Raw genomic sequence first — 23913 nt, 5'->3', positions numbered from 1 at the left:
ATGGCAACACTGATACTTGGTGCGGTCGGTGCGGCCGTCGGGGGAAGTCTGGGCGGATCGTTCATCGGTTTGAGCGGTGCCGTGATCGGACGTGCAGTCGGCGCGACTTTGGGTCGGACCATCGACCAATCGATCCTGGGCGGTGGTGCAGATGCGGTGGAATACGGTCGGCTGGATCGACTGCGTCTGACGGGGGCGTCGGAAGGCGCGGTAATTCCACGGGTGGTGGGGCGCGTTCGCGTCTCAGGTCAGGTGATCTGGGCGACGCGGTTCATGGAAAACCGGCAAACGACAGGCGGAGGAGGGGGCGGCAAGGGCGCGCCCAAAGCGCCGACACAGACGCAATACAGCTATTCCATATCGTTCGCGCTGGCTCTGAGCGAGGGCGAGATCACTCGTGTGGGTCGCGTCTGGGCGGATGGTAGCGAAATCTCGAAATCGTCAATCCAGATGCGGATCTATCGCGGCACAGAAGACCAGATGCCTGATGCATTGATCGAGGCTGTGGAAGGCGCGGGCAATGCCCCAGCGTATCGCGGCATTGCCTATGTCGTGGTCGAGGGTCTGGATTTGACGCCGTTCGGCAACCGTATGCCGCAACTGTCATTCGAGGTCGTGCGCACAGCGCGTGCGCCCGGCGAAATCCCGGCCCCCATGGACTTGATCGAGGGGGTAGCTATCATTCCGGGCACCGGGGAATACACTCTTGCCACGACTGCGGTTCATTACGATCTGGGGCGCGGGCAGAAAGATTCCGCGAACGTGAACACCGAGCAGGGCATTCCGGATTTCACCGTCTCGATGGATGATCTGACTGAAGAATTTCCGAACTTGAAGTCGGTCTCTCTGATCGTGTCGTGGTTCGGGGACGACTTGCGATGTGGGAGTTGTACCATTCGTCCGAAAGTCGAACAGGCCGGTTCGGACGGCAAGCCGTTGAGATGGAATGTCTCAGGCGTTGACCGAGCAGCGGCAGACATCGTTCCAAAACTTGACGGGCGGTCGGTTTACGGAGGCACACCTTGCGATAGCTCGGTGATCGAGGCGATACGCGACCTGAACGCGCGGGGTCTGGACGTCACGTTTTACCCCTTCATCCTGATGCAGCAATTGGCAGGCAACGGGTTGCCCAATCCTTGGGGGCAGGGCGAGCAGCCGGCGTTGCCGTGGCGCGGACGAATTACAACGGACGTTGGACCTAGCCTATACGGGTCGACCGACAGGACGGAAGCTGCCGAATCCGAAGTAGCGTCGTTTTTTGGCACAACGGTTAGCGGTGATTTTTCCTTGCGCAATGTCGGCAATTCCGCAGCCGGCCAACAGGTGATTATGCAGGGGCCGGATGGCGACTGGTCTTATCGCCGCTTCATCTTGCACTATGCGAGACTCTGCGCGGAAGCGGGTGGCGTCGAAGCATTCTGCATTGGCTCCGAAATGCGCGGCCTGACGCAGATCAGAGGGGCGGGCGACACGTTCCCGGCAGTGTCAGAACTGATTGCATTGGCGGCGGAGGTCCGCAGAATTCTGCCTGATGCTAAAATCAGCTATGCTGCTGATTGGACGGAATACTTCGGGTATCAGCCTGCGGATGCGGACAGCCTGCATTATCATCTGGACCCGCTTTGGTCCGACGACAACATCGACTTTATCGGGATCGACAATTACATGCCAATGGCCGATTGGCGCGAGGGTAAAGACCATGCAGATGTCGCGGCGAAAACCTGCCTGAACATTGATTATCTGCACAGTCAGATCGAAGGTGGTGAGGGTTTCGATTGGTTTTATGAAACCTCCGAGGCACGCAATGCACAGCGCCGCGAGCCGATTACGGATGGAGCATACGACGAACCCTGGGTCTGGCGTTACAAAGATATCCGAAACTGGTGGGGCAATGCCCACCATGATCGGATTGATGGCGTACGGACCGACCTGCCGACTCTTTGGGAGCCGCGCCTGAAGCCGATCCGGTTCACGGAATATGGCTGCGCCGCGATCGATAAAGGGGCAAACGAGCCTAACAGTTTTGTCGATGTGAAGTCGTCCGAATCGCGTCTGCCACGATATTCCAACGGTCGTCGGGACGATGCGATGCAGATGCAATATCTGCGGGCGCTGCTGTCCTATTGGCAGGGTCCCGAGGCGAATGTTGCATCTGACCGGTATTCGGGGCCAATGCTCGACCTTGGGCACAGCTTTGCCTGGGCTTGGGACGCGCGGCCCTGGCCGTATTTCCCCGAGTTGGAGGAGGTCTGGTCCGACGGCGTGAATCATCAGCGTGGGCACTGGATATCGGGACGAAGCGGGAACCAGCCGCTTGCGACTGTGATCCGCGAAATTTGCGAGGCGAGCGGCCTGACGCAAGTCGATGTGTCCGGCGTTTACGGTGTGGTCCGCGGCTATGCGATGACGAACATGCAGGCGGCGCGGGCCGATCTTCAACCATTGATGATGGCCTATGGCGTCGAGGCAAGTGAGCGGGAGGGCAAGCTTGTTTTCTCGATGCGCGCTTTGGCGGAAGAACATGCGATTGATCCGGAATTTCTTGTTCGGCAAGACGGGCCAGTGATCGGATGGCAACGCGCCGCCGAAGCAGAAACACCAAAGCGGGTTATCGTCCATCATTTAGACGCTGAGGGCGATTTCGAGGTCCGGGTAGCCGACGCGGTAGTGCCGGGGACCACTGTTGTTCCGGTTTCGGAACAGGAGCTTCCCGTCGCCTTGACAAAAGGCGAGGCACACGGACTTGCAGAGCGATATCTGACGGAAACCACTGTCGTGCGCGATACGATCGAGTTCGAGCTGCCGCCGTCGCGTCGTCATGAAAAGGCCGGGGACGTTATCCGGCTGGATGGGACCACCGATCTTTGGCGGATCGATCGATTGGAAGACGCCGGTCCGCGAAAGGTTCAGGCCGTGCGCACAGAATTGGGGCTGTTCGAGCCAAGCGATGCAGTCGAAGACGGATCGGGACGGATTCGTCCCCTTGCGCCGCTGCCGGTCGACGTGACCTATCTGGACCTGCCGTTGTTAACAGGTGAGGAGGTGGCGCATGCCCCATATGCTGCGGTTTCGGCATCGCCTTGGCCGGGATCAGTCGCGGTCTATTCCTCGGTCGAGGACAGTAATTATGGCCTGAACATTTTGATTGGCGCTCCGGCGCAGGTCGGAGTGACCGAAACGATCCTATCTCCCGCCATGCCAGGTTTGTTCGACGAGGGACCGGAGCTAATAGTACGGCTGGCTGCCGGAGAACTGGAGTCGGTCTCGGTGGAAGCACTGCTGGCGGGCGTGAATGCCGCAGCCATCAACGATGGGTCACCTTGGGGCTGGGAAGTGTTTCAGTTCCGGACGGCACGTCTGATCTCAAAAGGTGTCTGGGGACTGTCGTCGCGGCTGCGGGGACAGCGTGGGACAGAGTGGGCGATGGCATCAGAGCGGCCGATCGGAAGTCAGGTCGTATTCTTGCAAAGTGGTTTGCCGCAACTGGAGTTGGCAAAGGGATCTCTCGGACTTGAGCGACATTATCGCACCGGGCCTGCAAACCTGAGTTTCGACAATGCCGCCTTCGAATATGAAGCCTTAACCGTTTTCGGAGAGGGGCTGCGGCCCTATGCGCCTGTGCATCTGACAGCACGGTGGAACAGCGATGGTCTAGCAGTCGGCTGGATTCGCCGCTCGCGCCTTGGAGGGGACGGCTGGGACGTGGCGGACGTCCCGTTGGGGGAGGCCAGGGAATCTTATATCGTGAGGGTATTGCGGGAAGATGGAACGATACTTTCGGAAACGGCGACCAGTGGTTCAGCCATCCTTTTGGGTGCGTCGATCCCGGAACGCGCGCAACTGATGGCGGAAGGCGCGACCATCGCCGTCGCGCAAATTTCCGAGGATGTAGGCCCTGGCACATTTGCAACCTTGACGATATCTTGATGTCGCGTTTGAAGACCGCCCTGATTTACCCTATATCAGATAGATAATAACGCGGAGCGCGGCGACATGACCTTGGCGAACAGACACGTGCATGCGATCGATCCCGTCTGGGATCGGATCACAGAGGAAGCGCAGAATGCCATTCGTGACGAACCTGTCTTAGCGGGGTTGATCCATTCTTCGATCCTGCACCATCCGACGATCGAGATGGCTTTGGCTTATCGTTTCGCGCAGAAACTCGCATCCGGCGAAATGAGCGAACAGATCCTTCGCGGATTGGCCGATGAAGCGTTGACCAGTGATCCGGCTATTGCGACGGCCGCGCGCGCCGACATCGTGGCCACGTTCGAACGCGATCCGGCCTGTGATCGATTCCTTCAGCCGATGATGTTTTTCAAAGGCTTCAAGGCAATACAGGCCAGCCGGATCGGAAGCTGGCTTTGGCGGCAGGGGCGCAAGGATCTTTCGTATTTCGTTCAGATGCGTGTCAGCGAGTTATTCGGCGTGGATATTCATCCTGGCGCTCGCATTGGGCGTGGCATCATGATCGATCATGCACATTCGATCGTCATCGGCGAGACGGCTGTGGTGGGTGACAACGTGTCGATGCTGCATTCTGTTACGCTTGGTGGAACCGGCAAGGAAGACGATGACCGGCATCCCAAGATCGGTGATGGCGTTTTGATAGGTGCAGGCGCGAAAGTTCTTGGAAATATTACAATCGGGCAATGCTCTAGGATCGCAGCAGGATCAGTCGTGCTGGAGGATGTGCCGCCGAAAACGACTGTGGCCGGTGTACCTGCTCGCATCGTTGGCGAGGCAGGGTGCGCGCATCCGTCGGTGATGATGGATCAACTGATTGGGATCAGGGCACCGGACGTCTGAATAACTAGAACATTCTGAATCGGAAAAGCCGCCCCTTCGGGGGCGGCTTTTTGTTTGCGCCAATGTAGCGAGCATCAGGCAAGCATCGTGATCGGATTTTCCAGATTTTCTGCAATCGCATTCAGAAAATTCGCACCAAGTGCACCATCGATGACCCGGTGATCGACGCTGAGTGTAACCGACATGACAGTCGCTGCGGTGATTTCGCCATCGGCGCCGATCACTGGCTGTTTGACGCCTGCGCCAACGGCGAGAATGGAGCCATGCGGCGGGTTGATGACGGCATCGAAATTGGTGATGCCGAACATCCCCAGGTTGGAGATCGCGAAGCTGCCGCCCTGATATTCATGAGGTGCAAGCTTGCGGTCGCGCGCGCGGGCCGCGAGATCTTTCATTTCGGCCGATAACGCCGAGAGGGACTTCAGATGCGCGTCTTTCAGAACCGGCGTGAACAATCCACCTTCGATGGCCACAGCCACGGCTACGTCCGACGGCTTGAGCTTCAGCATCCGGTCACCGGCCCAGACAGCGTTCGCATCGGGCACCTGTTGTAGAGCCAGGGCACTGGCCTTGATGATGAAATCGTTTACCGACAGCTTCACGCCGCGATCCTCAAGCTGCTTGTTGAGCTGGCTGCGGAACTTGAGCAACGCATCCAGCTGGATGTCGCGGCGCAGGTAGAAATGCGGAATAGTCTGCTTTGCTTCGGTCAGACGGGCGGCGATAGTCTTGCGCATCCCGTCCAGCCTGACCTCCTCAAACTCACGGTCTTCGTACATTTTGGCAACCTGATCCGCGGTCATGCCCGCTGGGGCGGTCGGCTTTTGGCCTTCGGTCGCGGTCCTGGGTGCCTCTGTGGCGGTTGCGGCGGGTTTTGTCTCTCCAGGCTTTGCGGTCTCGACATCCATTTTCACGATGCGTCCACGAGGGCCGGAACCTTTAATTTGGCTCAGATCGAGGCCCTTGTCCTTAGCGATGCGACGGGCGACGGGAGTGGCGAAGACCCGGTCGCCGGATGCGGCCGTCCGGGCAGGGTTAGACTCGGCCTGTTCGCCGTCGACCTTGGCGCCGTTATCATCGTCCGCCTTCGGCGCGGCTTCGCGGCCATAGCCTTTTTCGGGCTCCGGCGCAGGCGTCTCTGACGAAGCCACAGGTGCAGATGACGCGGCGCTATCGATAGCCGCCGCATCCTCGCCTTCCTCCAGCAAGACCGCGATGGGAGAGTTCACTTTGACGCCCTCGGTGCCTTCGGCGACGATAATCTTGCCGATCACTCCTTCGTCAACGGCTTCAAACTCCATCGTCGCCTTGTCGGTCTCGATTTCGGCCAGCAAGTCACCGGATGAAACCGTATCTCCTTCCTTGACCAGCCATTTCGCCAGCGTTCCTTCCTCCATCGTCGGGGACAGGGCGGGCATCAGAATCTCGGTAGCCATGTCGGTTTCCCCTTAGCGGTAGGTGACTTTGCGGACGGCCTCGACGACCTCGTCGGTGGTGACCAACGCCAGTTTCTCAAGGTTCGCGGCATATGGCATCGGCACGTCCTTGCCGGTGCAGGTGATGACGGGCGCGTCCAGATAATCGAAGGCGCGCTGCATGATCGTGCTGGCCATATGGTCCGAGAAGCTGGCGACCGGGTAACCTTCTTCGACCAGAATGCAGCGGTTGGTTTTCATCACCGAGGCCAACACCGTGTCGTAGTCAACAGGGCGCAGGGTCCGCAGGTCGATGACCTCCGCTTCGATTCCGTCTTCGGCCAGCTTGTCGGCTGCGGCCAAGGCATAGGTCATGCCGATGCTCCAGCTGACGATGGTCACGTCCTTGCCTTCGCGCCAGACTTTCGCCTTGCCGAACGGAACGGTGAAATCATCCAGTTTCGGCACCTCGAACGACTTTCCGTACAGAATCTCGTTTTCAAGGAAAATGACTGGGTTCGCATCGCGAATGGCCGTTTTCATCAAACCCTTCGCATCCGCTGCAGAATACGGCATCACGACCTTCAGGCCGGGGACCGAAGCATACCACGCCGCATAATCCTGACTGTGCTGCGCGCCGACGCGCGCGGCTGCTCCGTTGGGACCGCGGAACACCATCGGCGCACCCATCTGTCCACCCGACATATAGAGCGTCTTGGCAGCAGAGTTGATAATCTGGTCAATGGCTTGCATGGCGAAGTTGAACGTCATGAACTCGACAATCGGCTTTAACCCGCCAAAGGCAGCACCGACGGCGATGCCGGTGAACCCGTGTTCGGTGATCGGCGTGTCGATGACGCGCTTCGATCCGAATTCGTCCAGCATGCCCTGCGAAATCTTGTACGCGCCCTGATATTCCGCGACTTCTTCGCCCATCAGGAATACGTCACCGTCGCGGCGCATTTCTTCTGACATGGCTTCGCGAATGGCTTCGCGGACGGTCATCGTGACCATCTCGGTACCTTCTGGCCAATCGGGCGAGGCATTGGACTTCGGCGCGGGCGTGTCATCCGATGCAGCTGCGGCAGGCTTCGGAGCTGGAGCCTCGGCATTTACCTCCGCGTCGGCCTTCGGGGTTTCGGATTTGGTGTCGATGTCGTCCGCGCTTTCGCCTTCCTCAAGCAAAACGGCGATGGGCGAATTCACCTTCACCCCTTCGGTGCCTTCAGAGACGATGATCTTGCCGATGGTGCCTTCGTCTACCGCCTCGAATTCCATCGTGGCCTTGTCGGTTTCGATCTCGGCCAGAATGTCACCGGATTTGACGGTATCGCCTTCCTTGACCATCCACTTGGCAAGGGTGCCCTCCTCCATGGTGGGGGACAGGGCGGGCATCAGGATTTCGGTCGCCATATTACACGGCCTCCTGCGGAATTTCCTTGGCATAGATATCGGTCCACAGCTCTTCGAGCGCGGGCTCCGGGCTTTCCTTGGCGAATTCAGCCGAGGCGTTGACCACGTCTTTAATCTCCTTGTCGATGGCTTTCAGATCTTCTTCGCTGGCGTGTTTGCCGGTCAGAAGTAACTGACGGACCTGTTCAATGCTGTCGCGCTCTTCACGCATCTTCTGAACCTCGTCGCGGGTGCGGTATTTTGCCGGGTCCGACATGGAATGCCCGCGATAGCGATAGGTCTTGACCTCGAGGATATACGGACCCTTGCCCGCGCGGCAGTATTCAACGGCCCGCATTCCGGCATCCTTGACCGCCAGAACGTCCATGCCGTCGACCTCTTCGCCCTCGATGCCGTAGGCTGCACCCCGCTCCCAGTAGGAATTCGATTTGGTCGACCGCTTGGTCGAGGTGCCCATGGCATACTGGTTGTTTTCGATCACGAAGATAACCGGCAAATCCCACAGCTCGGCCATGTTGTAGGATTCGTAGACCTGGCCTTGATTGGCTGCGCCGTCGCCGAAATAGGTGAAGGTGACGTTGTCATTGCCGCGATACTTGTCGGAAAACGCCAGCCCCGCGCCGATCGGCACCTGTGCTGCGACGATGCCGTGACCGCCGTAGAAGTGCTTCTCCTTGGAGAACATGTGCATCGAGCCGCCCTTGCCCTTGGAGTACCCCCCCTCGCGGCCCGTCAACTCGGCCATGACGCCCTTGGGGTCCATGCCACAAGCCAGCATGTGACCGTGATCGCGGTACGAGGTGACGCGTTTGTCACCTTCCTTAGCCGCAGCTTCCAGTCCGACGACCACGGCTTCCTGACCGATATAAAGGTGACAGAAGCCCCCGATCAGACCCATCCCGTAAAGTTGCCCCGCCTTTTCTTCGAAACGGCGGATCAGAAGCATGTCTCGATAGTATTGGAGGAGGTCCTCCTTCGATACATTCGGCTTCGCTTTCGCGGCGGTCTTGCGGGTGGCCATAGGGCGCGTCTCCTCCGGACACAGGAATCGTTCAATGTTAAACAATCGCTAACGCATAGGGTTCCGGCAGAAAAGGCCAAACACATGCCGAACGAAATGTCTTCGACAGCGAATCCGTTTTTATAAAGGTTATTCGACGATGATTTCGTCGGAACGGGCCATGCCCAGAATCATCCGCGCCCGTTCGTCCAGCAGGTCGAGGTCCAGGTAGTCATCCGACAGCCGCCGCGTGCGATCGCGCATCTTGTCGGTCTCGCTATCCAGCAGCGCCAGTTCCGCCAGCAGCACCTCGCGCTGCGCTTCCAGTTCAACACGGCGGAACACCCCGTATTCGCCCTGCACGGCGGCAAAGACGAAATAGCCCCCGAACCCCATGAGCAAGAATGGAATGATAAGGCCGTAGCCTCCGCGTCTGCGATTTGATGCCATGCGTCTATACCTGCTCCAGCACCTCTCGCGGGCGCTCGCGGGCAGGATGGCACATTTGGACGCCGGTGGGAATCCCCCGCCTCACGATCCGGAGTAAGCAATCCCATACCTGACGCTGACCGAACCCGTCGTATGAAAGGGCACCGGAATTGATCCGGGCGCCGGGCCATTTGCGGGGCGGAAAATCCATCGAGAATTCATTTTCCAGGAGAGTCTATTTCAGGAGGGTCTAGATGCCTGATTTCACCAAATCCCAGGACAGCACGACGACGATCGCAATCACCGCGAAAAGTCCCGCACATTTATCAAGATCACGGCCAGCGAGGCCTGGCTCAAAGGTCGCAAGGTAAGCCACGGGCACGAGGCGCGCGCCGTGATGGTCGAACACGCCTACAAACTGCCGATGCTCAAGGACATGGTGGGCAGCGGAAAAATCGGCGCATGGCCGCTGCATTTCGGTTTCACCGACATCAACGGGGCGATCCCGCTGGTAACCGGAACGATGGATGTGGCCGCATCGACCGACTGCTGCACCTGCAACGATGCGAACCCGCCCGAACAGGCCTGCGCTCCCTGCTGATCTGAACGCCCGGAATGACACGGGGCGGCGATATTGCCGTCCGGTTATCCGTCCCGGTCAGTCCGCGACCGATGCCGCCTGTATGCTGTCGATGGTCCGGGCCAGTGCGGCCTCGAACTCCGCATCGTCCTGGGCGTCCGACAGGCCTTCGGTCAGGGCGCGGCTGAAACTGGCGATAACACCCCGATTGCGCGCCAGACGGGCATTCGCCTCGTCGCGGGAATAGCCGCCCGACAGGGCCACGACCCGCATGACCTTCGGGTGGTCGACCAGCGGTGCGTAAAGCCCCGCCTCTTCCGGCAGGGTCAGCTTCAGCATGATTTCCTGCCCCACCGGCAGATCGTCCAGATGCCGCAGAATGGCATCGCGCAGCATCGTCTCGGCACGGGCCTTGTCGTTCATGCCGATGCTGATTTCCGGCTCCAGGATAGGCACCATGTCATGCGCCAGAACTTGACGGCCGACATCGAACTGCTGGGCCACGATGGCCTCGATCCCGGCCGCGTCGGCGGCATCGATGACCGAGCGTTCCTTGGTGCCGAACATGCCCGCCGCGCGTGCACGTTCCAGCGTTGCATCCAGGCCAGGGATCGGCTTCATCAGCTTCACGCCGTTCGCCGTCTCCTCCAGTCCCTTGTCGATCTTCAGGAAGGGCACTACGCCGCGCTGTTCCCACAGATAAACGGGGGCGGGGAGGCCTTCGAACTCGCGGTCCATCGTCTGTTCGAACAGGATCGCGCCGACCACCTTGTCGCCGGTGAAAGCAGGCGCGCGGACGATGCGGGCACGCATGTTGTGGATCAGGTCGAACATCTCGGCGTCCGAGGCATAGCGATCCTCGGACACCCCATAGAGCCGCAGTGCCTTTGGGGTCGACCCGCCCGATTGATCCAGCGCCGCGATGAAACCCTGACCGGCACGGATTTTCGCGGCTTTATCTGGATCGAACATGGGGGCCTCCGGGGGGGTGCGAATGAATGGTCCCCCGGCAGTAAGCCGCCCTCCGGATTGCCGCAAGTGACTGGTTGCGCTAACGGTCCCCCTGCGTCAGCCAGAAGGCGGTCGCCCGCCCGGCAACGTCATCCGCGACAGGTTGCCAGACCTTCGCCCCGTCCTTCGGAAGGGTGTGGTCGATGCGGTCCAGCAGGGCGGGTACTCGCCTGTCGCCACGGGCTGCCGCGACACTGGCATAGATCAGCGCATTGGCCAGCGACCGGGGCGCGTTGACGCCGCGCAGATACGCCCGTGCAGGGTGACGCAGTTCGGCGGGCGGGCCGCTCAGGTCCGCCTCGTTCGGGTCAGGCGCGGCGGATTGAAGGCGCAGTCGGGTGGCAAAGGGCATCTCGCGTTCCAGAAGGGCTACGCAGACCCGCTGCAGATGAACCAGATTTCAGAGCGACCTGTCCTGCGCGGACGCGGGCAGGGTGGCGGGAGCAAGCAGGGCGGAGCAGAACAACAGGTGCTTCATGGAAGGCCTCCTCGCTGGCTGAATATCCTCAGCCCAGAGGCAAGATCCCGTGCCGGGCAATCGCGGCTTCGGACAGTCTTCGAAGGCGCGTCAATCCGACAAGGCGGCGACACCGGGCAATTCCTTGCCCTCCATCCATTCCAGAAACGCGCCGCCGGCAGTGGAGATATAAGTGAAATCGTCGGCGACCCCGGCGTGGTTCAGGGCCGAGACGGTATCGCCCCCGCCCGCGACCGACACCAGCTTGCCCGTGCGCGTCAGTTCGGCGGCATGGAGGGCGGCGGCGACGGTTGCCGCGTCGAATGGCGTCATCTCGAATGCGCCCAGCGGGCCGTTCCAGACCAGTGTGGCGCACCCATCGAGGAGCGTGTTGATATGCGCGACCGAATCCGGCCCCGCGTCCAGGATCATATGCCCCTCGGGCACCGCATTGGCGGCGACCACCTGCGTCGGCGGATCAGCACGGAATTCTGCGGCCACCACCACATCGCGCGGCAGCAGGATCGCGCAACCGGCGGCTTCGGCCTTGGCCACGATCCCGCGCGCGATGTCCAGAAGGTCATGTTCGCACAGCGATTTCTGCACGTTCACGCCTTGGGCGGCCAGAAATGTATTTGCCATGCCGCCACCGATGATCAGGTTCTGCACCTTGGTCACGAGGTTGCCCAGCAGGTCCAGCTTGGACGACACCTTGGCCCCGCCGACCAGCGCCGCAACGGGCGGTTTCGGTGTTCCGAGGGCCGCGTCCAGCGCCGTCAGTTCCGCTTCCATCGACCGACCTGCGCAGGACGGCAAAAGCCTCGCAACGCCTTCGGTCGAGGCATGCGCCCGATGTGCCGCCGAAAATGCGTCATTACAGTAAATATCGCCCAGGGAGGCAAGGAATTGCGCCATTTTCGGATCGTTCGCCTCCTCCATCGGGGAAAAGCGCGTGTTCTCGATCAGGACCGGGCCGTCCGCCGCCTCCAGCGTCGCGCGGTCCGGGCGCTCCACGAAGGTCACGTCACGGCCCAGCGCGGCCTCCAGTGCGGGCACGACCTGACGCAACGACATCTCAGGCACCGGCTTGCCCTTGGGCCGTCCGAAATGCGCCAGCATCACCGGCGTGCCACCCCTGGACAGGATCTCCTTGATGGTCGGAACGATGCGGTCGATCCGGGTGGTGTCGGTCACGCGCCCGTCCTCGACCGGCACGTTGATGTCCACGCGGGTCAGCACGATCTTTCCGTCCAGGTCCATGTCGTCGAGCGTCTTGAAGGTCATGGGGGACTCCGGCTGAGGTGAGAGTGGGGTGGTGCCTGGATAACTTCTGTGCGGCTGTGACGGTTTCCGAGGGGAAACCATCACCTTGCCGCCACGAGAGTATCGACTTCGCGACTCTCGCTAAATCAATTTGCCCATCGCGACGGCGGTATCCGCCATCCGGTTCGAGAAGCCCCATTCGTTATCATACCACGACAGGATGCGGCACATCTTGCCCTTCTCCATCACCTTGGTCTGATCCATGTGGAAGATCGACGAATGCGGGTCGTGGTTGAAATCGCTGCTGACCAGCGGCTTGTCGGTATAACCGAGGATACCTTTCAACTTGCCGTCCGCGGCCTTGCGGATCGCCTCGTTGATCTCCTCGACCGAGGTCTCGCGCGATGCCGTGAACGTCAGGTCCACAACCGACACGTTCGGCGTGGGCACCCGGATCGCCACACCGTCCAGCTTGCCATTCAACTGCGGCAGGACCAGCCCGACGGCCTTGGCGGCACCGGTCGACGTCGGGATCATGCTGAGCGCCGCGGCACGGGCGCGATACAGGTCCTTGTGCATGGTATCCAGCGTCGGCTGATCGCCGGTATAGCTGTGGATCGTGGTCATGAAGCCGCGCTCGATTCCAATGACGTCATCAAGGACATAGGCCACCGGCGACAGGCAATTGGTGGTGCAGGACGCGTTCGACACGATGATGTCGTCCGCCGTCAGCGTGTCGTGGTTGACGCCATAGACGATGGTCTTGTCGGCGTCCGAACCGGGGGCCGAAATCAGCACCCGCTTGGACCCGTTGTCCAGATGCGCCTGACATTTTTCCTTGCTGGTAAAGATACCGGTGCATTCCATCACGATGTCGACGTCTGACCAGGGCAGGTCGGCGGGGTTACGAATGGCGGTGACGCGCATCCTGCCGCGTCCCGCATCGATCCAGTCGTCGCCGGTGGTAACCTCGGACGGGAAACGGCCATGCACGCTGTCGTATTGCAGAAGATGGGCGTTGGTCTCGACCGGGCCCAGGTCGTTGATCGCGATGACCTCGATATCGGTGCGCCCCGACTCGATGATGCCACGCAGGACATTGCGTCCGATCCGACCGAAGCCGTTGATTGCCACTTTGACCATGATGTCACCTCCGGGGAATATTCTCAGCCATCTCGCATAGAACCGATGTCGGCGTCAGGCCGCAACCTGTCGTGACCGCTAACGGCTCCGGCGCTATCATGGCGGTGGCATTCGGTGCAACAGCGCGCGATCTCCGGTGCGGGCGGCTTACCGCCAGAAGGCGATGTATTCGATCAGGTCCATCAGGCGTCGGCCCATGAAGTTCAGTCCCTGCGCATCGTTGAACAGCCAGTCCGCCCCGATCACAGACACGAGGAGAATGGCGACGACGGCGGCGGTTGCATTGCTCATGGCCGATCAATCGCAGGCCGGTCGCCGTTTGCAAGCCCCGGATTGCGTTCGCGGACCAGGCCATCGGGTCGGGGGTACACGTTGACCCCGGCCCGCATGCGCTAGATCGTTATCCGGACACGACAGGGATTCGAATGACATGAGTGGACTTCTCGCGCTTTTGGACGACGTGGCGGCCATCGCCAAAGTGGCGTCGGCCTCCATCGACGACATCGCGGCCCAGGCGACGAAAGCGGGTACCAAGGCTGCTGGCGCGGTGATCGACGATGCCGCCGTCACGCCGAAGTATGTTCAGGGCTTTCAGGCCGCGCGCGAATTGCCGATCGTGTTCAAGATCGCCCGCGCGAGCGTTTTCAACAAGCTGGTGATCCTTTTGCCGATCGCGATGCTGCTGTCGCGGTTCGCGCCCTGGGCGATCCCGTATCTGTTGCTGCTGGGGGGGCTGTATCTGTGTTTCGAAGGGGCCGAGAAAGTCTGGCACTGGCTGGTCCCGAAAGATGATCTGAGCGACATAGACCCGGAAACGACCACTCTCGACGCCACCCATCTGGAGGAACAGCGCGTCAAGGGCGCAATCAAGACCGACTTCATCCTGTCGGCGGAAATCATGACGATCATCCTGTCCAATATCGAGCCCGGCCTGTCCGCTTGGATGGAGGCGGCGATTCTGGCGCTGGCCGCACTTGTCATCACCCTTGCCGTCTACGGGGCCGTGGCCCTGATCGTGAAAGCAGACGACATGGGCCTTGCCATGGCCGAAGGGGGTCGGCTTTCCGTCACCCGCTCCATGGGTCGTGCCGTGGTCAAGGGGATGCCGACGTTCCTGCTGGTACTGACGGTCGTCGGCACGGCGGCGATGATCTGGGTCGGGGGGAATATCGTGGTTCACGCCATCAGAGAGATCGTCTGGTATCTTCCCTATGAAACCATCAAGGGCATCGCGGGCGCGGCGGCGCAGGCGGTACCTGCGGCGGCGGGCTTTGTCGAATGGACGGTGACGGCAGTGCTGGATGGCATCGTCGGGCTGGCTCTGGGTCTGTTGCTGATGCCGGTGGTTGCTTTGCTGCCGGGCGGAAAGGATGCCGAGGCGCATTAGGCGGTGTTGGTGGCTTTTACCGCGCACCAACATAGTACACGACTTGCTGGGTGCCTTTCTTCTCAAGACGAAATAACTCCGACCGCTGTTCTGCATATTTCGGCCAGCCGCTTTCGGGAATGTTCTTTTTGGTGAGCGCGTGGATCTGAGACATGCGCAATCCCAACTGTTGAATCGGCAGGCCCCCGTCCGGGTGGGCGTGTTCCTTGATGACCGCGATCACTTTGGCCTCGATTTCTCCAGCCTTGCAATCCTTGGCCTTCACCGTCGATTTCAGCGGCTCGAACGCTGTGAAACAAGCTCCAAGGCACTTCTTTGCATCCTGTGTGCCGACACCGATCACCCTGATACCGCGTTCGCGCAAGCGCAGTGCCAGATGTGTGAAGTCGCCATCGTCGCTGACAACCACGAAGGTATCGAACCCGCCAACATGTGCGGTGTCCATCACGTCGATGCACAGCAGAAGATCGGCCCCGTTCTTGGCTGCGCCCGCATCGACACTCTTGAATCCCGGCACCTTGCGCCACTGCGGTTTGCGAACAGCATCGGCATAGACGCGCAGCAGATCCGGGCGGCCTGACTTGCGGGCGATGGCCATGATTTCGTCGGCATAAGCCGCGCTTATATTGTCGCCATCTACGAAGACGGCAACACGGCTTTTTACAAGGTGGGGATCGTGGAAAGACATGCGCCGATCATGTCCGTCCAAGTATGGCGGCACTTGGGCGATGGCGTGGAAAAGGGACGCAGATGCCGTCGTCTCTACCCGAACTGCCGCCGCCAATGCACGGCGCGCTCCGCGTCACGGGTCTCATAGGCATCCACCATCGCGGGCAAATCCTCGGGCGCAGGGCCAAATTCGTCACGCGACAATGCAGTCAACCGCATCGTGTACCATGCGGTGATGCCACCCTCGGGCGGAGAGTCGAAACGCGGAAACGCCGGGTCGGGACCGTCGGTTGCCCATGTCTGCGGCAGGGACGGGTCCAACACCATGGCGCGCGCCATACCGATCACATCGACCGCGCCCGACGCCAGAACTTCGACCGCCTGTGCCCGCGTCTTGATCCCACCGGTCAGCATCAGCGGCTTGGACGTCACCGCGCGTGCCCGGTGCGCAAACGGCAGGAAATAGGCCCCCTTTGCCGTCCCGTCGGACGCCGAGGCCGCGCCCGGAAAATACGTGCCGCCGCTGATGTCGATCAGATCGACCGATGTCGCGTTCAGCGCGGCGACGACCTGCACCGCCTCGTCCTCGGAAAAGCCGCCCTCAAGCTGGTCCGTCGCGTTCAGCTTCACTGCCACCGGCACAGATGGCCCGACTGCATCGCGCACGGCGGCGATCACTTCCAGCGTCAGGCGCATCCGGTTGGACAGACTGCCACCATAGGCATCGGTGCGCTTGTTGAACAAAGGCGACAGAAACTGGCTCAGCAGGAAACCATGCGCCGCGTGAACCTGAACACCACCGAACCCGACCTCCACAGCCATACGCGCCGTTCGTGCGAACGTAGCGGGCAGCGCGGCGATCTCGTCGCGGGTCAGCGCGGCGCAGGTCAGACCGGGCATGTCCAGCGCAGAGGGCCCCCTGGGCGTGCCGATGGGCGGATGCGTCATCGCGCCGGCGTGACCCAATTGTGCCCAGATGATCGTGTCGCCCGTCGATCCGCACCGCGTCAGCTCCGTCAGGGCGGCGCGGTCCGACAGCGGCCCCAGCACCAGGTTGCCCGGCTTTTCCGCCGCAAACGGGTCGCCCTGGACCTCGCCCACGATGGTGGCGGCGATCCCGCCCTCGGCCCAGCGTTCATACAGACGTGCCTGTCCGGGACCGGGGTTTCCGCGTCCGTCGCCCAGCGAATCCGACATTGCCGACTTTACAAGCCGGTTGGCCAGCACCGCGCCACAGGGCAGGGTGAGGGGCTCAAACAGCAGGGCGACCGGCTGAGCGGTCACAACATCGCGCGCGCGGCCTTGACGACGGCCTCAGCGGTGATGCCGAAATGCTCGAACAACTCGTCCGACGGGGCCGAGGCACCGAAGCCTTCCATTCCGACGAAAGCGCCCTTGTCGCGCTTGCCCCGCTCGCCGAACAGCCAGCGGTCCCAGCCCATGCGCGCGCCCGCCTCGACTGCCACGCGGACCGGGCCGGGGGGCAGGATTTTCTTGCGATACTGCTCGTCCTGAGCCTCGAACAACTCCCAGCATGGCATGGAAACCACGCGCGTGCCGATGCCGTCGGCCTGCAGGATGTCGCGGGCCTTCATCGCGATCTCGACCTCGGACCCGGTGGCCATCAGGATGACCAGACGTTTGCCTTCGGTCGTGTCGGCCAATGTATAGGCCCCCTGCGCCACGAGGTTCTTGTTCGAGAAGGTCGTCCGAAGCGTCGGCACTCCCTGTCGCGTCAGCGCCAGAACCGATGGTGTGCGTGCCGAGGTCAACGCCAGTTCCCAGGCTTCTGCTGTCTCTACCGTGTCACAGGGACGGAAGACGTTGGTGTTGGGCGTCGCGCGGCAGATCGCCAGATGCTCGACCGGCTGGTGAGTCGGGCCGTCCTCGCCCAGACCGATGCTGTCGTGGGTCATGACGTAAGTGACCGGCACGCCCATCAGGGCCGAAAGGCGCATCGCAGGACGGGCATAGTCGGTGAAGCAGAAGAAGGTGCCGCCATAGGGCCGGATGCCGCCATGCAGTGCCAAGCCGTTGAGCGCGGCGGCCATGCCGTGTTCCCGGATGCCATAGTAGATATAGCGGCCCGCGCGGTTCTCGGCCGAAAAGATGCCCATACCTTCGGTCAGCGTGTTGTTCGATCCGGTCAGGTCCGCCGATCCGCCGACGGTTTCCTGCATGATCGGGTTCACCACCTCCAGCACCATTTCCGACGATTTGCGGGTCGCGACCTTGGGCTGGCTTTCGGCCAGTTGGCGCTTCATCGCCTTGATCGTGGCCGAGAGCTTGCGGGCCGGATCGCCGCGCAACGTCCGCTCGAACTCGCCGCGTTTGCCCTGACCCAGATCGGCGAAGCGCACTTCCCATTCGGCCCGCGCCTCGGACCCGCGGGCGCCGATGGCCTCCCATTCGGCCTTCAGATCGGCAGGTATCTCGAACGGCGCCTGATCCCAGCCATAGGCCCGCTTGGTATCCGCAATCACCTTGTCATCGGTCAGCGCGCCGTGGCCTTTCGACGTGTCCTGCGCCGAGGAGCCGAGGGCGATATGCGTCTTGCAGGCCACCATCGTGGGCTTTTTACCCTTTTTGGCATCGGTGAGGGCGGCGTCGATGGCGACCGGATCATGGCCGTCGACTTCGATCACATCCCAGTTCGCGGCCTTGAATCGCTGCTTCTGGTCGGTGCTGTCGGACAGGGACACCTTGCCGTCGATGGTGATGCCGTTGTCGTCCCACATCACGATAAGATGCGACAGTTCCAGATGTCCGGCCAGCGTGATGGCTTCCTGGCTGACACCCTCCATCAGGCAGCCGTCACCGGCCATGACCCAGGTGTAGTGGTCGACGATCTTGCGGCCATAGCGCTCGCGCAGGATTTCCTCGGCGATGGCCATTCCGACGCTGTTGGCGATGCCCTGACCCAACGGCCCGGTCGTGACCTCGATCCCCGGCGCATAACCATATTCCGGATGACCTGCAGTGATCGAACCCAGCTGGCGGAAGTTGCGGATCTGGTCCAGCGTCATCTCCGGGTAGCCGGTCAGATGCAGCAGCGAATACAACAGCATCGACCCGTGTCCGACAGACAGGACGAACCTGTCGCGGTCTGGCCACTCGGGACGGCTGGCATCGAACTTCAGATGCTTCTCGAACAGCACCGTGGCTACGTCCGCCATGCCCATCGGCATGCCAGAGTGGCCCGAATTCGCGGCGGCGACGGCGTCCAGCGTCAGGGCTCGGATCGCAGTGGCCCGGCGCCAGTGATCGGGGTTCGCGGCGCGCAGGGCGTCGAGGTCGGGGTGCTGATCGGTCATGGCTTGGGTCTCTCGGATTTGGCTTCTGTGGCTTTGTCATGTTCCTAGCAGGCTGTCGCCCGCGTGCAAGGACGGGACGTCCGGCCTTTGACATGGGCGCGCATTTGCGGTCCCTTGGGCGCAAAGACGTATTTTGGGGATCAGGACATGGCAGAACAGGCGGATATGGACAGCGCACTGGCGCGACTGGAGGCGGCACTGACTGTCGCGGTCGACGCGCTGGAGCAGGCGGAGGCGGTCGCGGACAATGGCGCGGACGTGAAGCGGCTTGAGGGCGAGTTGGCGCAGGCACATCAGAAGATCGCCACGCTGGAGCAGCTGGATCGCGATCGGGAGGCGGCGCTGGACGCCGCGCTGACTCGCGCCAGGACCGCCGAGGACCGGCCGGTCGAAGCCGCGCCCTCGGCACCTTCGGCCGACACCGCCGCGCTTGAGACCGAAATCGCGGAACTGCGCACCGCCCGCGCGCAGGATCTTGCCGAGATGAAGGCCCTTCTGGCCGAACTGGAACCCATGCTGGAGACGTCGAATGCCTGATATGACCATCGTAATTGGCGAGCGCAGCTTTGCCGTCGCCTGTCAGGACGGCGAGGAGGGTTACCTGTCGGCCGCTGCCGAACTGCTGGACCGTGAGGCAAAGGTGCTGGCGTCCACGGGCAATCGTCTGACACAGGACCGGATGCTGCTGATGGCCGGGCTGATGCTGGCCGACAAGTCGATCTCGGCCGAGGAGGAATTGCGCGCGCTGGACCGGCGGCTGGCCCAGCAGACCCAGCTTCTGGACGAAATGCAGGCCCGCCAGGCCGCCGAGCCGAAGACCGTCGAAGTCGTCAAGGAGATCGTGCCCGATGCCGCGCTGGCCCGCCTGAACGCGCTGGCGGACAAGGCCGAAGATCTGGCCGCCAGGACCAGGGCGCGCGCGGCAGGCTAGGCGCAGGCGGGGCCTTGTGCCGGACTAAAGCCCGATCTCGCCCATCAGCCGCGCCGCCTCGGACCGGGTATCGCTCAGGGCCGCGCGGTCCTCGCCGGGATGGAACCGGGCGCGGACGGCGGTCGGCATCGGGCGGGGCGTCATCAGATGCACATCGGGTGCGGCTTCGGTTGTCGCCTCCGCCTGCCATGCAGCGATCAGGGCACGCTGCGCGGCCTTGGTCGCCAGATAGGCCCCGGCGAACTTGACCGGGCGATCATCGTCGAAGAACACCGCGCGCGCCTTCCCCCTGTCGCGCGCCGCGGCCTGCAACAGCGGCGACACATATGGGATCAGCCGCTGCAAAGCCGTCACATTGGTGGCCAGCGATTTGGCGAAGTCCCTTTCGTCGGCCATGTCGGCGGGCGACAGCGGAGGCACGTGGACAGCGGTATGCACCCACAGCGGCAAAGCGCCCCAGCGGTCGTGGATGCCGCGACACAGATGCTGCATCGCATCCGCTTTCGTCACATCCATCGGGGCCAGCGTGGTCGCGCCACCCGCCGCCTGAATGCGGTCGTCCAGCTCTTCCAGTGCACCCTGTGTGCGGGCGACGGCGATGACGTGGCAACCCCGCGCTGCCAGATGTTCGGCGATGGCCGCGCCAAGGCCGCGAGAGGCACCCGTGACAAGGGCAAGGGGGGGATAATCACTCATGACCGCCCCGGTGCCATGTCCCGCGCGCGGGATCAAGTCGGCAGTCCTGTGCGCGGGTTCAAGTTGACACCCGCGCGGCGGACGCGGAAAAGATACACCACAGCATGCATCCGAATGGAGAACGACATGACACTGACCGCAATGGCCCTTGGCCGCATGACCGTGATGAAACAGGCAGCCCTCGTGCTGGGCGGGACGGTTGTTCTGGCGCTGGCCAGTCAGGTGGCGGTTCCGTTCTACCCGGTGCCGATGACGATGACGACCTTTGCCGTCCTGTCGATCGGCTTCGCCTATGGTGCCCGTCTGGGCGCGTTGACAGTCCTTGCCTGGTTGCTGGAAGGGGCGCTCGGCGCACCGGTTTTCGCCAACGCCATGAACGGTGCGGCCTTCTTCGGTCCGACAGCGGGCTTCCTGATCGGTTTCATCGGCATGGCATTCCTTGCCGGTCTGGCCAGCGAACGCGGTCTGGCCGCGATGGCGGGGATCGGCCTGTTGGCCTCCGCGCTTCTGTATATCCCCGGTCTGGCCTGGCCGATGGGCGTGGCCGAAATGCTGGGCGTGCAGGTCTGGGGTGCCGATCTGGCCTTCCCGGCGCTGTTCGATGCCTTTGCCGCCAAGTTCCTGCTGGGCGATGCGGTCAAGGCGGTGCTGGCCGCGCTGCTGGTGTCGGGGGGCTTTGCCGCGTTGCGCCGTAACGCCTGATCCACTGCAAAACTGGTTCGCAAAACCGCACGCCGTCCCGTTCGGGGCGGCGTTTTACGTCTGGGCCAGCAATTCGGCGACGGCTGTTTTGCACATACCCAACGGCAGCCACTGGCAGCCCTCGCAGATATCATCGAGGTCATCGGGCGTAATGCGCGCCCGGACCCGTTCGACGCATTCGCCCCATGACAATGTGTCGCCGGCCCTCAGGTCCAGTGCCTGGGAATGGGCCGCGTCCAATCGGGCGATATCATGCTGCGATGCGCATCCCAGTCCGATCCGGTGGGGGCAGGGCGCGCAAAACGAATCGGCCTCCAAGGTGATGTGAACCTGGGCCTTCTCTCCCCCCGGTGCCATGAGCTGGCCAAAGACGATGTTCGCCATATTCGCGATGAAGGCGCTGTCATAGCCTTTGCCCTCGAATCCGAGAGAGCAAAGAACGTGGTGAGGTCGCAATCGGACTGTCATGGACGCCTGTGTCTGCCAAATGAGCGCACGACACAAGTTTTGCCGCGCCACACTTCTTATTCGGCAGCCTTCAACTGAAATCCGTTCTCGACCTGATCGGACGGCTCGACCGGATAATCGCCCGAGAAGCATGCGTCGCAATATTGCGGGCTGGCCGGATCGCGCCCGTTCTTTTCCCCGACCGCGCGGTACAACCCGTCGAGCGAAATGAACTTGAGGCTGTCGACACCCAGATGGGTGCGCATTTCCTCGGCGGTCATGGTCGCGGCCAGCAGCTTTTCGCGCTGCGGCGTGTCGACGCCATAAAAACAGGGCCAGGCCGTCGGCGGCGAGGCGATGCGGAAGTGAACCTCCGCCGCCCCGGCATCCAGTATCATTTCCTTGATCTTGCGGCTGGTCGTGCCCCGCACAACGCTGTCATCCACCAGAATGATGCGCTTGCCCCGCACCAGCGCCCGGTTCACGTTCAGTTTCAGGCGCACGCCCATGTTCCGGATCGACTCGCTGGGTTCGATGAATGTCCGGCCCATGTACTGGTTGCGGATGATGCCCATCGCATAGGGGATACCCGATTCCAGCGAATATCCGATCGCCGCTGGTGTACCCGAATCCGGAACGGGGCAGACCATATCGGCGTCTACCGGGGCCTCCTTGGCCAGTTCGCGTCCGATGGCTTCGCGGGTGGAATAGACCGACTGGCCGCCCAGAATGCTGTCGGGGCGGCTGAAATAGACATGCTCGAATATGCAGAACCGCGATTTCTTCTGCTCGAACGGGCGGTGCGACGTCACGCCATCGGCGGTGATGACGACCATTTCGCCCGGCTCCACCTCGCGAAGGAATTCCGCGCCGATGATATCCAGTGCGCAGGTCTCCGACGCCAGAACCCAGCCATCGCCCACTTGCCCAAGCATCAGGGGGCGCACGCCCAGCGGATCGCGCACGCCGATCAGTTTTGTGCGCGTCATGGCGACGATGGAAAACGCGCCCTCGACCCGGCGCAGCGCATCTTTCATCCGCTCGGGGATGTTGCGCTGCAACGACCGGGCCATCAGGTGGATGATGCACTCGGAATCGCTGCTGGACTGGAAGATCGATCCGCGTTCGATCAACTCTCGGCGCAGGCTGGCGGCATTGGTGATGTTGCCGTTATGCGCGATCGCAGCCCCGCCCATCGCGAATTCGCCGAAGAACGGCTGCACATCACGAATCGCTGTCGCGCCCTTGGACCCGGAGGTGGAATACCGCACATGCCCGATGCCGATGGGACCGGGCAGGGTGTCCATCACGTCCTGTTGTGTGAAGGTATCGCGCACATAGCCAAAGCGGCGGACCGAGTTGAACCCCTGTTCGGGGTCGTGCACGACGATGCCGCCCGCCTCCTGGCCCCGGTGCTGCAATGCGTGCAACCCGAGTGCAGTGAAATTCGCGGCGGAACTAACCCCGACGACGCCGAACACGCCGCATTCTTCCTTGAGCTTGTCGTCGTCGAAAGGAGTGCTGCGCCAGTCGGTCATCGGGAACGAATCCTGCATGGGTCGATGCGATTGCGCGTCACATAAGCCCGTCGCGCGGCGATGTCACCCGGCCTTCACACCTTGTGGGGCCGGATCGTCGTGTCAGTTGACCGCCGCCGCGGCCTCGACCGATTGGGCGGGCACGCCGCATTCGCCGACCAGAGCTTCATAGCGGGTCAGGATCCAGCCCGGCGCATCTTCGGGAATTTGCTGTTCGATGCCCGACTTGGCACGGCTGAACACAACGGCGGAGCGGCTGTTCTCGACCATGGGCACGCCTTCGCTCACGGTCACGCGGTCATAGACGATGAAGGCAACCGCCACCAGCAGAACACCGCGCAGCACACCGAACAGGAAGCCGAGGCCCCGATCGGACGGACCGAAGGCGGAATTACGGATCGCCCCCGACAGAAGCGGCGTGAAGAAACTCGTCAGAACCAGCGCCAATATGAAGACCAGCGCGAAAGCCGACAGAACGGCCAGTTCGCAATTGTCACCGAGCATTTCGCCGACATAGGGAATTTCGCGCACCAGCGGTTCCGCCGCCCCGGCGAAGGTGAACGCCAGGAAACCGGCCGCGATCCAGCCGACGATGGCCATCGTTTCACGCACCAGTCCGCGGGAATAGGCAAGGATCGCAGAGATCAGGATGACGGCCGCGACCGCGCCGTCCACGATGGTAAATCCGTCCATGCTTCCCCTCGTG

Annotated in this window: 23 protein-coding genes; 7 read left to right on the top strand and 16 right to left on the bottom strand. The window is 62.1% G+C overall.

The window, feature by feature from the left end; all coding sequences use genetic code 11:
• A complete protein-coding gene (locus tag AC13C2_RS11955) occupies positions 1–3927 on the top strand; it encodes a baseplate multidomain protein megatron (RefSeq protein ID WP_482886933.1) in 3927 nt (1308 codons plus the stop codon).
• Positions 3928–3993: 66 nt separating this feature from the next.
• Entirely contained in the window at positions 3994–4812 is an 819-nt protein-coding gene (cysE, locus tag AC13C2_RS11950; RefSeq protein WP_092762898.1) for a serine O-acetyltransferase, read from the top strand.
• Positions 4813–4886: 74 nt separating this feature from the next.
• Here cysE and AC13C2_RS11945 read toward each other — a convergent pair whose 3' ends face one another.
• The 4 genes from AC13C2_RS11945 to AC13C2_RS11930 form a co-directional block, all read right to left on the bottom strand.
• Positions 4887–6248: a pyruvate dehydrogenase complex dihydrolipoamide acetyltransferase gene (locus AC13C2_RS11945; RefSeq protein WP_482886932.1), complete on the bottom strand. Its 1362-nt coding sequence runs from the start codon at positions 6246–6248 to the stop codon at positions 4887–4889.
• Positions 6249–6260: 12 nt separating this feature from the next.
• A complete protein-coding gene (locus AC13C2_RS11940) occupies positions 6261–7640 on the bottom strand; it encodes a pyruvate dehydrogenase complex E1 component subunit beta (RefSeq protein ID WP_482886931.1) in 1380 nt (459 codons plus the stop codon).
• Between the two features lies 1 nt (position 7641).
• A complete protein-coding gene (gene pdhA / locus AC13C2_RS11935) occupies positions 7642–8661 on the bottom strand; it encodes a pyruvate dehydrogenase (acetyl-transferring) E1 component subunit alpha (RefSeq protein ID WP_092762892.1) in 1020 nt (339 codons plus the stop codon).
• Between the two features lie 129 nt (positions 8662–8790).
• A complete protein-coding gene (locus AC13C2_RS11930) occupies positions 8791–9090 on the bottom strand; it encodes an FtsB family cell division protein (RefSeq protein WP_339643068.1) in 300 nt (99 codons plus the stop codon).
• 373 nt (positions 9091–9463) lie between these two features.
• Here AC13C2_RS11930 and AC13C2_RS11925 point away from each other — a divergent pair, with 373 nt between their 5' ends.
• Positions 9464–9670, top strand: a complete 207-nt coding sequence (locus tag AC13C2_RS11925; RefSeq protein WP_482886930.1) for a hypothetical protein — start codon at positions 9464–9466, stop codon at positions 9668–9670.
• Between the two features lie 57 nt (positions 9671–9727).
• Here AC13C2_RS11925 and AC13C2_RS11920 read toward each other — a convergent pair whose 3' ends face one another.
• The 5 genes from AC13C2_RS11920 to AC13C2_RS11900 form a co-directional block, all read right to left on the bottom strand.
• Positions 9728–10621: a fructose bisphosphate aldolase gene (locus AC13C2_RS11920; protein ID WP_482886929.1), complete on the bottom strand. Its 894-nt coding sequence runs from the start codon at positions 10619–10621 to the stop codon at positions 9728–9730.
• Positions 10622–10700: 79 nt separating this feature from the next.
• The gene (locus tag AC13C2_RS11915) at positions 10701–11012 is read right to left on the bottom strand and encodes a hypothetical protein (protein ID WP_092762884.1); all 312 of its coding nucleotides are present in this window, start codon (positions 11010–11012) and stop codon (positions 10701–10703) included.
• Between the two features lie 216 nt (positions 11013–11228).
• The gene (locus AC13C2_RS11910) at positions 11229–12401 is read right to left on the bottom strand and encodes a phosphoglycerate kinase (protein ID WP_482886928.1); all 1173 of its coding nucleotides are present in this window, start codon (positions 12399–12401) and stop codon (positions 11229–11231) included.
• A 120-nt stretch (positions 12402–12521) separates the two neighbouring features.
• Positions 12522–13526 carry a type I glyceraldehyde-3-phosphate dehydrogenase gene (gap, locus tag AC13C2_RS11905; protein ID WP_092762880.1) on the bottom strand — a complete coding sequence of 335 codons (1005 nt, stop codon included), beginning with the start codon at positions 13524–13526 and terminating at the stop codon, positions 12522–12524.
• A 144-nt stretch (positions 13527–13670) separates the two neighbouring features.
• On the bottom strand, positions 13671–13814 hold the full coding sequence (locus AC13C2_RS11900) for a hypothetical protein (protein ID WP_175495850.1): 144 nt from the start codon (positions 13812–13814) through the stop codon (positions 13671–13673).
• Between the two features lie 139 nt (positions 13815–13953).
• Between AC13C2_RS11900 and AC13C2_RS11895 the strand changes: the two genes are divergently transcribed.
• Positions 13954–14910 carry a DUF808 domain-containing protein gene (locus AC13C2_RS11895; protein WP_092762876.1) on the top strand — a complete coding sequence of 319 codons (957 nt, stop codon included), beginning with the start codon at positions 13954–13956 and terminating at the stop codon, positions 14908–14910.
• 16 nt (positions 14911–14926) lie between these two features.
• Here AC13C2_RS11895 and AC13C2_RS11890 read toward each other — a convergent pair whose 3' ends face one another.
• The 3 genes from AC13C2_RS11890 to tkt form a co-directional block, all read right to left on the bottom strand.
• On the bottom strand, positions 14927–15598 hold the full coding sequence (locus tag AC13C2_RS11890; RefSeq protein ID WP_482886927.1) for an NYN domain-containing protein: 672 nt from the start codon (positions 15596–15598) through the stop codon (positions 14927–14929).
• Positions 15599–15672: 74 nt separating this feature from the next.
• Positions 15673–16863, bottom strand: coding sequence for an NADH:flavin oxidoreductase/NADH oxidase family protein (locus AC13C2_RS11885; RefSeq protein ID WP_482886926.1), 1191 nt, complete (start codon positions 16861–16863; stop codon positions 15673–15675).
• The gene (gene tkt, locus AC13C2_RS11880; protein WP_474521660.1) at positions 16860–18893 is read right to left on the bottom strand and encodes a transketolase; all 2034 of its coding nucleotides are present in this window, start codon (positions 18891–18893) and stop codon (positions 16860–16862) included. The genes AC13C2_RS11885 and tkt overlap by 4 nt, the downstream gene beginning before the upstream one ends.
• A gap of 147 nt (positions 18894–19040) precedes the next feature.
• On the opposite strand from tkt, the gene AC13C2_RS11875 reads away from it, so the two are divergent.
• Together AC13C2_RS11875 and AC13C2_RS11870 are read left to right on the top strand one after the other, a co-directional pair.
• Positions 19041–19430, top strand: coding sequence for a hypothetical protein (locus AC13C2_RS11875; protein ID WP_482886925.1), 390 nt, complete (start codon positions 19041–19043; stop codon positions 19428–19430).
• Positions 19423–19824, top strand: a complete 402-nt coding sequence (locus AC13C2_RS11870) for a cell division protein ZapA (RefSeq protein ID WP_482886923.1) — start codon at positions 19423–19425, stop codon at positions 19822–19824. Before AC13C2_RS11875 ends, AC13C2_RS11870 begins: the two co-directional genes overlap by 8 nt.
• Positions 19825–19848: 24 nt before the next feature.
• Here AC13C2_RS11870 and AC13C2_RS11865 read toward each other — a convergent pair whose 3' ends face one another.
• Positions 19849–20520: an SDR family NAD(P)-dependent oxidoreductase gene (locus AC13C2_RS11865; RefSeq protein WP_339643102.1), complete on the bottom strand. Its 672-nt coding sequence runs from the start codon at positions 20518–20520 to the stop codon at positions 19849–19851.
• A gap of 126 nt (positions 20521–20646) precedes the next feature.
• Here AC13C2_RS11865 and AC13C2_RS11860 point away from each other — a divergent pair, with 126 nt between their 5' ends.
• Entirely contained in the window at positions 20647–21222 is a 576-nt protein-coding gene (locus tag AC13C2_RS11860) for a biotin transporter BioY (protein WP_482886922.1), read from the top strand.
• A 54-nt stretch (positions 21223–21276) separates the two neighbouring features.
• On the opposite strand, the gene AC13C2_RS11855 is transcribed toward AC13C2_RS11860, so the two are convergent.
• From AC13C2_RS11855 to AC13C2_RS11845, 3 genes are all read right to left on the bottom strand, one after another.
• Positions 21277–21690, bottom strand: a complete 414-nt coding sequence (locus tag AC13C2_RS11855) for a DUF1284 domain-containing protein (protein ID WP_474521662.1) — start codon at positions 21688–21690, stop codon at positions 21277–21279.
• A 56-nt stretch (positions 21691–21746) separates the two neighbouring features.
• Positions 21747–23225, bottom strand: a complete 1479-nt coding sequence (purF, locus tag AC13C2_RS11850) for an amidophosphoribosyltransferase (protein ID WP_474521663.1) — start codon at positions 23223–23225, stop codon at positions 21747–21749.
• 84 nt (positions 23226–23309) lie between these two features.
• Entirely contained in the window at positions 23310–23900 is a 591-nt protein-coding gene (locus AC13C2_RS11845) for a CvpA family protein (protein ID WP_482886921.1), read from the bottom strand.
• Positions 23901–23913: the final 13 nt, after the last annotated feature.

This window comes from Jannaschia sp. L-14R (assembly GCF_056857695.1).
Note: the sequence above shows the minus strand (reverse complement) of the source record. Positions and strands in the feature narration are given on the sequence as shown.